This is a genomic window from Micromonospora sp. NPDC049374 (assembly GCF_040677165.1).
In the GTDB taxonomy this organism is placed as follows: Bacteria; Actinomycetota; Actinomycetes; order Mycobacteriales; family Micromonosporaceae; genus Micromonospora.
On record NZ_JBFAQH010000006.1, the window covers coordinates 246,319 to 260,040 of the forward strand.

General features: G+C 71.3%; 9 protein-coding genes. 5 read left to right on the plus strand and 4 right to left on the minus strand.

Going from position 1 to position 13,722, the window contains the following annotated elements; translation table 11 throughout:
* Window positions 1–13: 13 nt before the first annotated feature.
* From AB0J93_RS13115 to AB0J93_RS13135, 5 genes are all read left to right on the plus strand, one after another.
* Window positions 14–511, plus strand: coding sequence for a sigma-70 family RNA polymerase sigma factor (locus AB0J93_RS13115; RefSeq protein ID WP_363921300.1), 498 nt, complete (start codon window positions 14–16; stop codon window positions 509–511).
* Window positions 508–1,104: a hypothetical protein gene (locus AB0J93_RS13120; RefSeq protein ID WP_363921302.1), complete on the plus strand. Its 597-nt coding sequence runs from the start codon at window positions 508–510 to the stop codon at window positions 1,102–1,104. Before AB0J93_RS13115 ends, AB0J93_RS13120 begins: the two co-directional genes overlap by 4 nt.
* A 139-nt stretch (window positions 1,105–1,243) precedes the next feature.
* Window positions 1,244–1,876 (plus strand): hypothetical protein, encoded by a 633-nt coding sequence (locus tag AB0J93_RS13125; protein WP_363921304.1) that lies wholly within the window; start codon window positions 1,244–1,246, stop codon window positions 1,874–1,876.
* A 142-nt stretch (window positions 1,877–2,018) separates the two neighbouring features.
* Entirely contained in the window at window positions 2,019–4,040 is a 2,022-nt protein-coding gene (locus AB0J93_RS13130) for a flotillin family protein (protein WP_363921306.1), read from the plus strand.
* Entirely contained in the window at window positions 4,033–9,117 is a 5,085-nt protein-coding gene (locus tag AB0J93_RS13135; RefSeq protein WP_363921308.1) for a DNA repair ATPase, read from the plus strand. Before AB0J93_RS13130 ends, AB0J93_RS13135 begins: the two co-directional genes overlap by 8 nt.
* 83 nt (window positions 9,118–9,200) lie before the next feature.
* On the opposite strand, the gene AB0J93_RS13140 is transcribed toward AB0J93_RS13135, so the two are convergent.
* The 4 genes from AB0J93_RS13140 to AB0J93_RS13155 all read right to left on the minus strand — a co-directional run bounded on the left by AB0J93_RS13140 (window position 9,201) and on the right by AB0J93_RS13155 (window position 13,697).
* The gene (locus AB0J93_RS13140; RefSeq protein WP_363921310.1) at window positions 9,201–10,349 is read right to left on the minus strand and encodes a serine hydrolase domain-containing protein; all 1,149 of its coding nucleotides are present in this window, start codon (window positions 10,347–10,349) and stop codon (window positions 9,201–9,203) included.
* 96 nt (window positions 10,350–10,445) lie between these two features.
* Complete coding sequence (locus AB0J93_RS13145) at window positions 10,446–12,008, minus strand: AMP-binding protein (RefSeq protein WP_363921312.1); 1,563 nt, start codon at window positions 12,006–12,008, stop codon at window positions 10,446–10,448.
* Window positions 12,009–12,028: 20 nt separating this feature from the next.
* Window positions 12,029–13,243, minus strand: a complete 1,215-nt coding sequence (locus AB0J93_RS13150) for an acyl-CoA dehydrogenase family protein (protein WP_363921314.1) — start codon at window positions 13,241–13,243, stop codon at window positions 12,029–12,031.
* A gap of 1 nt (window position 13,244) precedes the next feature.
* Entirely contained in the window at window positions 13,245–13,697 is a 453-nt protein-coding gene (locus tag AB0J93_RS13155) for an SCP2 sterol-binding domain-containing protein (RefSeq protein WP_363921316.1), read from the minus strand.
* Window positions 13,698–13,722: the final 25 nt, after the last annotated feature.

Here is a 13,722-nt window from a genome sequence, read left to right on the forward strand (position 1 = left end):
TGAGGGAGGTGGGATGGACGCCGACGATTTCGAGACGTTCGTACGCGATTCAGCGCCCGCGCTACGTCGGTACGCACGCGCCGTCACCGCCGATCCGGAGCAGGCTGAGGAACTCCTCCAGCGGACCTATGTACGGATGGCCACGGCATGGCATCGCCTCCTGGCCGAGGGCGGACCATTGGCGTACGCGAAGGTCACGATGGTGCGCCTGCACGTGGGTCGGCTGCGGACGATCGTCCGGTGGGCCCGGTCGGCCCCGGTCGCCCCGTCGGTGGCTGCCGACGAGGTCGGCCGGGTGGACGCGGGCCGGCTGCGCCGGCTGCTCGCCGGGCTTCCCCCGTTGCAACGGGTCGTACTGGTCATGACCTATCTGGACGACCTGGACGACGAGTCCATCGCGGCGGCGATCGGGCGCCGCCCGGCGACCGTCCGGTCGCTGCGCCATCGCGCCCTGCTGCGGACAGGGCTGCCGACCGCCCGGGTACGCGCGGCACGGGAGGTGGCGGGATGACCGATGTCCGGGACGCGCTCCGCGAGGTCTGGAACGCCGATTCCGGGCCGCCCGCCCAGGATCCGCTGCCGGCGGTGCGGGCCCGCCTGCGTCGTCGCCGCAAGCTTCGGGCCACCGCCGCCGCGCTCGCCTCGTGCGCAGTCGTCGGGATGGCGGTGTTCATGGCCGCGACCGCACGACACGACGAACCTTCACCACCCGTAGCCGGGCCACCTGCCAGCCCGGTCGTACCCGAGCTGCGGGGCCTGCCGCCCTACCTGCGGACGGTCGATGCCACGGACGCGGTGCTGCGGATGGCTCGGCCGGAGGTGGTGCCGAGCGGCACCCGGTTCGCGTACGAGGGATCCGGCCCGGTGTCCCGGGTGGTGGTGGTGTTCGACTTCGAGGCTCCGCGTGGCCTGCCCGGCACGCCACGCGAGGTGACCGTACCGACCCGTGCCGAGGTACTGGCCACGGATGAGCCGGCGACGTCCACGGCGTACCTGTCGGCGTGGGCCCCGGACGGGCGCTGCTGGTTCATTGCGGTGACGGCGGCCGAGGCCGAGATCCGGTCGTCGACGTTGGACGCCCTCATCGAGGCCAATCTCGGCTGAGAGCGACCGCCGGTCGCTGACCCTGACCGGTCAGGCCGGCGGGATCAGCCGATCGGCCACCGTGGGGCGTTGACAACCCGTGTCACGATCATCGTGCCGGTGGCTGGCCAGGACCCATCGGTACGGGGAGGAGGACGCGGTGACCGGCTTTCTCGGCGCGGCGCTCAGCTTTCCCACCGTGCTGTTCAGCTTCCTTCTGGTGGTGGTCGTCGGCTACTGGTTGCTGGTGTTGACCGGCGTGCTGGATCTGGGCGACGACCTCGACGTCGACGGCGTGCCGGGCACCGTGCTGGCCGGTCTCGGCCTGGGCGGTGTGCCCAGTGCTGTCATCTTCTCCCTGCTCGTGGCGGTGGCCTGGTTCGTCAGCCTCGCCGGCACCGCACTGCTCGACGGCCTCGGGCTCGGCTCCGGCACCCGGATCGCCGTCTCGGTAGGTGTCCTGCTGGCCGCCGCGGCCTGCGCCTGGCTGGTGACCCGCCTGGTCGCGGTGCCGTTGAGCCGGCTCTTCCCGACCGAGACGGACGCCACCCGGCACGCCTTCGTGGGTCGCCTCTGCATCGTGCGTACCGGTACGGTCACCGCCGACTTCGGTCAGGCCGAGGTGACCGCGGCCGACGGTTCGTCGGCGGTGGTGCAGATTCGGCAACCGGGCGAGGAGCGGATGTCGGCCGGCAGCTCCGCGTTGATCTACGACTACGACACCGATGGCGAGTTCTTCTGGGTGATGCCCGCCGGACCCGCCTTCGACCCGATGAGACACATCCCCGAATAGTTCACCACCAACCCGCGAGGGCAGCCGGTCTCAACCCCCTTCCGCCGGCCCGCCCCACGCTGCCCCTGAGCCGCCCCGAAAGGAGGATGCGCGGCGTCCCGCCCGGCCCGTCGGCCGGTCGTCACCGCACGCGCGCCCAGCCATGGATGTCATCACCACCGGTATAGGTGTACTCCTCGCCGTCGTCCTGCTCGTCGCGCTCGGCGTGGTGTTCATGGTCAGCCGGCTGTTCCGCAAGGTCGAGCAGGGCAAGGCCCTGATCGTCTCCAAGGTCCGGCGGGTCGACGTGACCTTCACCGGCGCGGTCGTGCTGCCCGTCCTGCACAAGGCCGAGATCATGGACATCTCGGTCAAGACGATCGACATCGAACGGACCGGCAACGAGGGTCTGATCTGTCGCGACAACATCCGGGCCGACATCCGGATCACCTTCTTCGTCCGGGTCAACAAGACCGTCGAGGACGTCATCAAGGTGGCGCAGGCGATCGGCACCGCGCGCGCCAGTGACCGGGAGACGCTCCAGGAGCTGTTCAACGCGAAGTTCTCCGAGGCACTCAAGACGGTCGGCAAGCAGCTCGACTTCGTCGACCTCTACACCAAGCGCGACGAGTTCCGCGACCAGATCATCCGGGTGATCGGCACCGACCTCAACGGCTACAGCCTGGAGGACGCGGCGATCGACTTCCTGGAGCAGACGCCGATGGCGCAGCTCGACCCGAAGAACATCCTCGACGCCCAGGGCATCCGGAAGATCACCGAGCTGACCGCGCTGGAGCACGTGCGGACCAACGAGTTCCGCCGCAGCGAGGAGAAGGAGATCACCCGGCAGAACGTCGACGCCCGGGAGGCGATCCTGGAGCTGGAGCGCCGGCAGGCGGACGCCGAGGCCAAGCAGCGCCGCGAGGTCGAGACGGTACGGGCGCGGGAGGAGGCCGAGGTCACCCGGGTACGCGCGGAGGAGCGACTGCGGGCGGAGACCGCGAACATCCGTACCGACGAGCAGTTGGGCGTCCAGCACGAGAACCGGGCCCGGGAGATCGCGGTCGCGGAGAAGAACCGCGAGCGGGTCATCGCCATCGAGACCGAGCGGATCGAGAAGGACCGCATGCTGGAGGTGATCGGCCGGGATCGGGAGACCGAGCTGAGCACGATCGCCAAGGACAAGGAGGTAGAGGCCGAGAAGCGGGCCATCGCCGAGGTGATCCGGGAGCGGATCGCGGTGGAGAAGACCGTGGCCGAGCAGGAGGAGAACATCAAGCGGCTGCGGGTGGTCGAGGAGGCCGAGCGGACCCGGCAGGCAGTTGTCATCCAGGCCGAGGCCGAGGCGCAGGAGAACCTGGTCAAGGACATCAAGGCGGCGGAGGCCGCCGAGGCGGCAGCGAAGCACAAGGCCCGCGAGGAGCTGGTGCTGGCCGAGGCCCGGCAGCAGGCCGCCGAGCTGGACACCCGGGCGAAGATCCGGCTGGCCGAAGGCGTCCAGGCCGAGGCGGCAGCGGCCGGCCTGGCCGAGGTGCAGGTCCAGGAGCGCAGCGCCGAGGCGATCGAGAAGGTCGGGCGGGCCGAGGCCGCCGTCGAGCGGGAGAAGGCCGTGGCCGCCGCCGACGCGGTGCGCGAGAAGCTGAAGGGCGAGGCCGAGGGTCTCACCGAGAAGGCCGCCGCGATGGCCGCGCTTGACGACGCGACCCGGGAGCACGAGGAGTACCGGCTGCGCCTGGAACTGGAGAAGGAGGTCCGGCTGGCCGGGCTGGACACCCAGCGTCAGGTCGCCGAGGCGCAGGCCAAGCTGGTCGCCACCGGCCTGGAGAAGGCGAACATCGACATCGTCGGCGGGGACAGCATCTTCTTCGACCGGCTGCTCAGCTCGATCTCGTACGGCAAGAGCGTGGATGGTTTCGTGGCCCACTCGGACGTGGCGAAGAACCTCGCCCAGCCGTGGCTGGACGGCACCGCCAGCTTCACCGACGACCTGGCCCGCATGATCGGCTCGATCGACAGCGCCGACGTGCAGAACCTCACCCTCTCGGCGTTCCTGATGCAGCAGATGCGCTCCGGTGGCGCGGACAAGGGCAAGCTCCAGGAGCTGCTGAAGGCCGCGCAGCGCCTCGGCGTGGCGGAGACCCCGGTCGCCGCCCTCACCGGCCCACGGCAGCGCGCCGGTGAGTGAGCCGACCGCCGGTCCGGCCACCGTCGGGCGTACGCCCGGCGACGCCGGACCGGCCTCGGCCGCCCCGGATCCGAGCGGGCCGGGGGCGGCGGACGCCGGTTCCCGGCCGGGACTGGACGACGGTAGCTACGAGGTGCTGCGGCGGCGGCTCGCCACGCAGGCGGCCGAACTCGGCCGGCGGGCGGAGGCGCTCAACGCCCGGCGGCTGGAGGTCTTCGGCAGCACCGAGCTGCGGCTGCTGAGCACCGAGCGGATCCGTACGGAGCACAACTGCGTACCCCGGGACATCGTCTCGGTGGGTGGGCTGATGCTGTTCGGCTACAACGTCTTCATCGGGTTGAAGCCGGAGACCTCCGTCGACGATGTCTTCTCCCTGCACCGGTTCAGCCGCGAGCCCGGGGAGCGCGGGAAGCCCGGCGGGGGCGGCGGGCCGGAGGCGGCCGGGTTCCGGTTCGACGAGGCGGGCCACGACGAGCTGCCCGGTCTGCTCCGCGACCCGCAGTTCGTCCGCGACTTCGGTGAGCTGTACCGCTACTACCGACAGGCCCGCCTGCTACAGCTGCGCCGGGTCGACGGCCGGTTGCTGGCGGTTTTCCAGACCGGTCCACGCACCGAGGACATCCGGGTGCTGCGGTGGCGGGTCGGCGTCGACGGCGTGCCCGAGTATCTGGACAGCCGGGGCGAGCGGGACCATGTCTTCCCACCGTCGCACGACTTCGAGTGGACCGAGACGACCCGCGAGGACCACGTCCTCGGCCGGCACCCGCACATCTCCATCGACGGCCAGGTCTTCGTGGAGACGGTCGGCGGCACGCTGACCGTGAAGGTGGAGAACAACACCGAGGTCGGCGAGGGCGTCTACAGCGAGCCGGTGGACGAGCCTCTGCAGAGCCTCGCCGACGCCGACGTGCACTGGGCCCGGGTGGGCCCGCTGATCCTGCTGCGGCTGCGGCCGTACAAGGAGACGCAGTGGCGGCACCTGGTGTTCAACACGCTCACCCGGGAGGTGGTCCGGCTCGACGGCATCGGCGTCGCCTGCCAGCGGCTCCCGGAGGACCACGGCATCATCTTCCCGGGCGGGTACCACCTGGTCACCGGCGTCACCCGGACGTTCGACACCGACGTCGCCGACCTGGAGTTCGAGCGGGTGGTGCGCTCGCCCAACGGCGAGGACGTGCTCTACGTCTTCCACGCCCGCGCCGACGGTCGCACCCTGCTGCTGCCGTACAACGCGATCCGCAAGGAGGTGGCCGCGCCGATCCCGTGCCACGGGTTCTCGCTGTTCGACGACGGCACGCTCGTGGTGTTCCGGGCGGTGTCCGAGGAACCGACCCGGGTCCATCCGATGCAGGTCTGGCAGACGCCGTACGTCTCGGACGCGTACGCGGCGGCTCAGCCGGCCGGCACCGGACCGCTGGAGCGGGTCGGCAACGCCGATCTGGTACGCGGCATCTCGGACTGCCTGTCGGCGGCCCGGATGGTCGACGGCACCGCCACCGCCGGGGTCTACGAGGCGCTGATCGCCGCCTGCGCCCGGATCGCCGACCACTACCACTGGCTCGGCGAGGACGAACTAGGTGACCTGGCCACGCCGCTGGCCGGGCTGCGCCGCACGGCCGCCACCGTGCTTGAGGAGCACGAGAAGGTCCGTACGCTCACCGAGCGGGCCCGCGCCGAACTGGACGACAGCGCCGAGCAGATCGCCTCGCTGGCCCGCCGGGCTCGGGGCGAGGCGCCGCTGACGGCCGACGACTGGGTCACCCAGTTGGGCGGCCTGCGCCGCGCCCGGGGACACCTGGAGACGCTGCGGGAACTGCGTTACGTCGACCACACCCGGATCGACGAGTTGGCCGGTCGACTCGACGAGGAACTGGCGGCGGCCGGTCGTCGGGCGGTGGAGTTCCTGCGCCGGGACGAGGCGTTCACCGGTTACCAGCAGGAGGTGGAGCGGCTCGCCACGAAGGCCGGTGAGATCGGCACGGTGGCCGAGGCGGGCACCGTCCGCGACGAGCTGGCCGCGCGTACGGATGGACTTCAGACCATCACCGACGTGGTCGGCGGGCTGGACATCGCCGACGCGACGGTCCGTACCGGCATCCTGGGCCGTGTCGGCGAGGTGCTGGGCGCGGTCAACCGGGCCCGCGCCGTGCTCGACAAGCGCCGCCGGGAGTTGGCCGCTGCGGAGGGCCGGGCCGGCTTCGCCGCCGAGTTCGCGCTGCTCGGGCAGGCGGTGACCGGTGCGCTGGCGGCGGCGGACACCGCCGAGCGGTGCGATGAGCAGCTGGGCCGGCTGCTGCTGCGGGTAGAGGAGTTGGAGTCCCGCTTCGGCGAGTTCGACGACTTCCTCGCCGAGCTGGCCACCCGGCGCACCGACATCTACGAGGCGTTCTCCTCACGCAAGCAGGCGCTGCTGGACGAGCGGGCCCGCCGTGCCGACCGGCTGGTCGCCTCCGCCGAACGGATCCTGGTAAGCGTGCACCGGCGGGCCGGCACCCTCGGCTCGCTCGACGAGATCAACACCTACTTCGCGGCCGATCCGATGGTGGACAAGCTGCGCGCGGTGGTCGAGGAGCTGCGTACCCTCGGCGACGCGGTGCGGGCCGAGGAGCTGGACGGCCGGGTCCGCGCCGCCCGCCAGGAGGCCGGACGTGGCCTGCGCGACCGCCTCGACCTGTACGCCGACGGCGGCGAGACGATCCGGCTGGGCCGGCACCGCTTCGCGGTGAACACCCAACCGATCGACGTGGCGGTGGTGCCGGCCGAGGGCCGGATGGTGGTGGCGGTGACCGGCACCGACTACCGTGCCCCGGTACGCGACGAGGAGTTCCAGCAGACCCGGCGGTTCTGGGATCAGCTACTGGTCTCCGAGTCGGCGCAGGTGTACCGGTCCGAGTACCTGGCCACCTCGATCCTGGCCGCCGCCGAGGCCGGCCGCGACGGCCCCGGCCTGGATGAGTTGCACACGGCGGCGGTGGACGCCGACGGGCTGCGGGACCTGGTCCGGCGGATCGCCGAGACCCGCTACGACGAGGGATACGACCGCGGCGTGCACGACCACGACGCGGCCGAGATCCTGCGGGTGCTGCTGCGCCTGCACGCCGGTGCGGGGCTGTTGCGCTACCCGCCGGCCGACCGGGCCGCCGCCCAACTCTTCTGGCGGTACGCCACCGACGAGTCGGCCCGGTCGACCTGGACGGCGCGTGCCGCCTCGCTGGCCCGGGCCCGGGCGCGGTTCGGTCGCCCGGACGGTGCGGACGCCGCCGACCTGCTCTGCGGCCAGTTGGCCGAGGCGGTCGACGGTTTCCTGCGCGGCGCCGGCCTGCCGGTGCCTCCGGGCGGGACCGCGGTGGCGGGCGAGTACCTCTTCGGGGAACTCGCCGCACCGCCGGTGCGGTTCGTCACCGGCAGCGGCGCGCGTACCCTGCTGGACCGGTTCCGCCGGGCGCTCGGCGGTCCGCAGTCCCGTTCCTCCCGCGAGTTCGACGACGACCTGCGGGCACTCGGTGACGACCTGGCCGGTCGGTACCAGCTGATCGAGGCGTGGTTGACGGCCTTCCTGGCCACCGACGAGGGTGGCCTGTCCGGTTACGACCTGCCGGAGGCGGTCGCCGTCGAGCTGTGCGGCCCCGACCTGGCCCGCGAGGACAGCGCGGCGACGATGACGGAGACGGTCGTCGACCTGCTCGGTGCGCATCCGCGCATCGAGGGCTCCACCCTCGACGTACGGCTGGACGAGACGCTGGCCCGGACCCGCACGTTCCGCACCGAACTGGTCCCGGCGTACCGGGACTACCAGCGGCGCCGCAACGCGCTGGTGGAGGTCGAGCGGGAGCGACTGCGGCTGGAGGAGTACCGGCCGAAGGTGATGAATGCCTTCGTCCGCAACCGGCTGCTTGACGAGGTGTACCTGCCGCTGATCGGCGACAACCTGGCCCGGCAGCTCGGCGCGACCGGCGACGGCAAGCGCGTCGACCAGTCCGGCCTGCTGTTGCTGATCTCGCCGCCGGGCTACGGCAAGACCACCCTGATGGAGTACGTGGCCAGTCGGCTCGGCCTGGTCTTCGTCAAGGTCAACGGGCCGGCCCTGGGGTCGAAGGTCACCTCGCTGGACCCGGCGGAAGCGCCCGACGCCACCGCCCGGCAGGAGGTCGAGAAGATCTCCTTCGCCCTGGAGCTGGGCAACAACGTGCTGCTCTACCTGGACGACATCCAGCACACCAACCCGGAGCTGTTGCAGAAGTTCATCTCGCTCTGCGACGGGCAGCGCCGGATGGAGGGCGTGTGGGAGGGCCGCACCCGCACGTACGACCTGCGCGGCAAGCGGTTCGCGGTCTGCATGGCGGGCAACCCGTACACCGAGTCGGGGAAGCGGTTCCGGGTGCCGGACATGCTCGCCAACCGGGCCGACGTGTGGAACCTCGGCGACGTGCTCTCCGGCCGGGAGGAGGTTTTCGCGCTCAGCTACGTCGAGAACGCGCTCACCGCGAACCCGGTGCTGGCACCGCTCTCCGGCCGGGACCGGGCCGACCTGGAACTGCTGGTGCGGATGGCCCGGGGCGACGACACGGTCCGCGCCGACCAGTTGTCCCACCCGTACGAGCCGGTGGAGCTGGAACAGGTCGTCTCGGTGCTGCGCAAGCTGCTGCGGGTGCAGCAGGTGGTGCTGGCCAACAACCAGGCGTACATCGCCTCGGCGGCGCAGTCCGACGACGCCCGCACCGAACCGCCGTTCCAGCTCCAGGGGTCGTACCGGAACATGAACAAGTTGGCCGAGCGGATCGTCCCGGTGCTCACCGACGAGGAGTTGGAGGCGGTGATCGACGACCACTATCTGGGCGAGGCACAGACTCTCGCGGCCGGCGCGGAGGCGAATCTGCTCAAGCTCGCGGAGCTGCGCGACCGACTCACGCCGGAACAGGCCGCCCGCTGGGCCGAGGTGAAGGCTGCCTTCCAGCGCTCGCGGGCGCTCGGCGGTACCGGGGACGACCCGCTCGACCGCGCGGTGGGTGCGCTCGGCCTGCTCGCCGACCGGGTCAGCGGCGTCGCCGCCGCCATCGGCCGCGCCACCGACCGCTGAGCCCTGATGTCAGGCAGGGTCCCTTGCTGACGGCCTCGGGTGCCGCAGGGGCCCTGCCTGACACTGCGGTGTCGCGGTTGGCCTCAGGTGAGCGCCAGGACGGCGGCCAGCACCCGCTGGACCAGCGCGGACTGACCCTCGGCCTTGGCATCGGTCGGGCTGGCGGCGAAGACGAACCGCAGGCCACCGTCGTCGAGGGCACCGATGGCCGCCTGGTAGCCGTATCGGGCGCCGGACTTGCCCCAGAACACCCGGCCGTCGGGCAGTCGGATCGAGGAGAGGCCGCCGTTGCTGTACTCCGCGCCCGCCCACGGGTGGGTGAACAGCTCACGTTGCTGCGCGGGGGCGAGCAGCCGGCCATCGAACAGGGCGGCGGAGAACCGGTCCAGGTCGGCGACGGTCGAGATCAGGTCGCCCGAGGCGGGCGTGAAGGTCTGACTCCAGCGCGTCGCGTCCACCAGTTCGGTCAGGCCGTCGCGGTTCACCTGCTGATAGCCCCGCACGTGCGGGCCACGTATCCCGGTCGCGACGCCTGGAGCGTACGTGTCGCGTAACCCGAGCGGCCGGAAGATCCGCTGCCGCATCTGCTCCGAGTACGACGAGCCGGTCACCCGCTCGATCAGGATGCCGGCGACGATGTAGCCCATGTTCGTGTAGCGCTGGGCGTCGCCCGGGGTGTAATCCGGCGGGTTCGTCAGCGCCCTGCGAACAATCTGCTCGGGAGTCCAGCGGTCGAAGCGGTGCTGGAGTTGCCAGTCCAGTCCGTCGGGCAGGACAGGGCTGGGCAGACCACTTGTGTGGGCGAGCAACTGCCGTACGGTCACCGTCGGCCAGTCGGCCGGGATCAGGTCCGGCAGGTACGGGCGTACCGGCTCGTCGAGGTCCAACTGGCCCTCCGCCACCAGTTGGTAGACCACGACGGCGGTGAAGACCTTGGTGACGCTGCCGATCCGGATCCGGGCTTCCGGCGGCACCCGTGCCGAGGAGCGCAGGTCGCGTACGCCGAAGGTGTCCTTGAAACAGCCGGTCGGTGTGGTGACCCGCAGTTGGACGCTGGTGGTGGTGAGCTGGGGGTCGGGGATGTCGCCGACCGCCGCTACCAGGCTCGTGGAGTCGAGCGTGCCGGCAGGGCAGTCGCGGTGGGCGGCAGCACCCGCGGGTGCCGCCAGGGTGCCGGCAAGCAGTGCGCCGACCGCGACCCCCGCGACGAGATTGCGTCTGGTGAGTTTCATGGGGCGAGCCTGCCGAGCCGGCAGGGCGGGAGGTATCCGGATTCCACCCGACCGACCCCTGAGGACGCTCCCGTAGGGGCAAGTCTCCCGTCGAGGTCAGCCGTAGTAGCGGCGTAGTTCGCGGGTGAGCACCTTGCCGGTGGCGTTGCGGGGCAGGTACTTGACGAAGACGACGTCGCGGGGGACCGAGAAACGGGCCAGGTAGTGCCGGACGTACTCGCGGACCGCCTCGGTGTCGAGGGTCTCGCCGGGGTGCAGGGCGAGGAAGGCGGCGAGCCGCTGGCCGTAGTCGGGGTCGGGTACGCCGATGACGGCGGCCTCGCGTACCTGGGGAAGTTGGGCGAGCAGCTGTTCCACCTCGGCGGGGAAGACGTTCTCGCCACCGGAGACGATCATGTCGTCGGCGCGGCCGTCCACGAAGAGCAGTCCGTCGGCGTTGACCCGGCCGAGGTCGCCGGTGTCGAGCAGGCCGTCGCGCCGATCCCGGTCGGGCCCGGAGGTGTAGCCCTCGAAGAGCATCTCGTTGCCGACCAGGATCCGCCCGACCCGGCCACCGGGCACCGGCTGGCCGTCGTCGTCGACGATTTCCAGCCGGGTCCCGTGCGGCGGCCTGCCCGCGGTGGTGGGTGCCCGGCGCAGGTCTGCGGGGGTGGCGATGGAGGCCCAGGACGCCTCGGTCGAGCCGTACAGGTTGTAGAGCACGTCGCCGTAGGTGTCCATGAACGCCGCCGGCAGCCCGCCGGGCAGCGCCGAACCGCTCACGGCGACCACCTTCAGCGGTGGTAGGTGCTCAGGCGCGGGCAGCTCCATCAGCCGTTGCAGCATCACCGGCACCGCGAACAGTGCCTGACACCGATGCCGCACCAGGTCGTCCAGGGTGGCGGCCGGGTCGAAGCGCCGGTGCAGCACGATTGTGGCCCGCAGGGCGAAACAGACCTGTAGGGCCGCGTACCCCCAGGTGTGGAAGATCGGGGCGGCGATCAGCACCCGGTCCCGGACGTGCAGCGGGATCCGGTCGATTATGGACACCAGCGGGCCGAAGCCGTTCGGGGTGGGCCGCCGGGCGCCCTTGGGCACGCCCGTGGTGCCGGAGGTGAGCACGATGATCCGGCCGTCCCGCTCGGGCGGGTGGAGCTCGCCGGGGAGGGCGGTGGCGATCAACTCCGCCCGGGCCTGCTCGTCGAGGCGGTGCAGCTCCGCCGGCAGCCCGAGGGTCCGCTCGGTGAACTCGTCGTCGTGCACCAGGACGCGTAGCCGCTGTTCCTCCGCCACGGTGGCCAACTGCGCCGGGGAGAGCCCGGTGTTGACAAGCACGGCGTCGGCGCCTAGCAGCGTGGCGGCGACGACGGTCTCGATCAGGCCGGGGTGGTTGCGGCAGAGCACGGCGACCCGGTCGCCGGCTTGGACGCCGAGTGCGGCGCGCAGCGCGCGGGCGAGCCGCATGGACCGGTCGAGCAGTTCGGCGTACGTCAGTTCGTTGCCCTGCTCGTCGACGACCGCGACCCGGCCCGGGTCCCGGGCCGCCGCCTGGCGCAGTTCACCGGCGAGGCTCCAACCCCATTTCCGCAGCGCGCTGAGCTGGGATGCGACGCGGATCGGACGACCCGGGGCGAGCAGGCCCCGCCGAGTCAGCGTGGTGACGATGAACGGCAGGTCCATGCCCGCGTACCTCCTGGCGGTCAGCGGATCTGCATCCCGGAGATCGCCCGGGAGATGACCAGTCGCTGGATCTCCGAGGTGCCCTCGAAGATGGTGTAGATCTTGGCGTCGCGATACCAGCGCTCGACCGGGTGGTCCCGTAGGAAGCCGGCGCCACCGAGCAGCTGGACCGCCTTCTCGGTCACCGAGACGGCCACCTCGCCGGCCTTGAGCTTGGACATCGAGCCCTCACCGGCGGTGAACGGCCGGTTGTTGCGGCCCATCCAGGAGGCCCGCCAGACCAGCAGCCGGGCGGCGTCGATCTCCATCCGCATGTCGGCAAGCGTGAACGCGACCGCCTGGTTGGTGATGATCGGCCGACCGAACTGGACCCGCTCCTTCGCGTAGTCCAGGGCGTACTCGTAGGCGGCCCGGGCCACGCCGAGCGCCTGCGCGCCGACGGTGGGTCGGGACAACTCGAACGTACGCATCGCGGCCTGGCCGGAGGCACGTTGCCCGGAGCGGGCGCGGGCCAGGCGTTCGTCGAGCGCTTCCTTGCCGCCGAGCAGGCACCGGCCCGGCACCCGCACGTCGTCCAGGAAAACGTCGGCGGTGTGCGAGGCGCGCAGGCCGAGTTTGCGCAGCTTGCGGGTGGCGCTCAGCCCGGCGGTGCCGGGCGGCACGACGAACGCGGCCTGTCCCCGCGAGCCCAGTTCCGGTTCGACCGAGGCGGTCACCACGTGCACGCCGGCGATCCCACCGTTTGTGGCGTACGCCTTCTGTCCGCGCAGCACCCACTCGTCGGTGGCTTCGTCGTAGCTGGCCCGGGTACGCATGGCGGCGACGTCGGAACCGGCCTCCGGCTCCGAGGAGCAGAAGGCGGCGACGGCCGGGGAGTCGACGTCACCGAAGCACTGCGGCACCCATTCGACGAGTTGGTCCGGGGTGCCCGCGCCGTAGATGGCGGCGACCGCGAGGGAGGTGCCGAAGATGCTCAGCCCGATGCCGGCGTCGCCCCAGAACAGTTCCTCACTGGCGATCGGCAGCGACAGCCCGGTGGGGTCGGCCCAGCAGGTGGCGAGGAACTCGAAGCCGTAGAGCCCGACCTTCGCCGCTTCCCGGATGACCGGCCAGGGAGTTTCCTCGCGGGTGTCCCATTCGGCCGCGGCTGGGCGCACGACGTCGCGGGCGAAGCCGTGCACCCAGTCCCGTAGATCCCGCTGTTCCTCGTTCAGGTCGAGCGAGAACTCGACCATGTCAGGCCTTGGGGATGTCGAAGAGGTTCGCGATGTTGGCGGCCAGGCCCAGGTCGCCCTTGGCCTTGAGCTTGCCGGTCATGAACATCATGACCGGGTTGGCGCCGCCGGAGACGACCTTCAGGAACTCGACCGGGCCCAGGGTCAGGCTCAGTCGGGGGTCGTGCTGCGGAGTCTCGTTTACCGTGCAGGTGCCGTCGGCGATGACCACCTCGTAGGTGTCGGTGCCGCCGTCCGGGGCGCCGGTGATGTTCCAGTGGATGACCGCGTTGGTGGAGCCGGCCCGGTCGGCGCGGAACAGCTGCGGCATCCGTCCGAAGACCTCGCCAAGGATCTTGCCGCGCAGGTCGCCCGACATCACCTCGGCCAGCTTGCTCTCCGGGGTGTTCTTGACGAGCTGGGCGAACTCCTTCGGGCCGACGTTTGCGAAGTGGGCCGGGTCGAAGTCAGTCATGGGAAGGCACCTCTCGGACAGTGGC

Bases quoted from the DNA above. Each gene is read 5' to 3' on its own strand.
- AB0J93_RS13115 (WP_363921300.1), top strand. From the start codon at position 14: ATGGACGCCGACGATTTCGAGACGTTCGTACGCGATTCAGCGCCCGCG.
- AB0J93_RS13120 (WP_363921302.1), top strand. From the start codon at position 508: ATGACCGATGTCCGGGACGCGCTCCGCGAGGTCTGGAACGCCGATTCC.
- AB0J93_RS13130 (WP_363921306.1), top strand. From the start codon at position 2,019: ATGGATGTCATCACCACCGGTATAGGTGTACTCCTCGCCGTCGTCCTG.
- AB0J93_RS13140 (WP_363921310.1), bottom strand. From the start codon at position 10,349: ATGAAACTCACCAGACGCAATCTCGTCGCGGGGGTCGCGGTCGGCGCA.
- AB0J93_RS13145 (WP_363921312.1), bottom strand. From the start codon at position 12,008: ATGGACCTGCCGTTCATCGTCACCACGCTGACTCGGCGGGGCCTGCTC.
- AB0J93_RS13150 (WP_363921314.1), bottom strand. From the start codon at position 13,243: ATGGTCGAGTTCTCGCTCGACCTGAACGAGGAACAGCGGGATCTACGG.
- AB0J93_RS13155 (WP_363921316.1), bottom strand. From the start codon at position 13,697: ATGACTGACTTCGACCCGGCCCACTTCGCAAACGTCGGCCCGAAGGAG.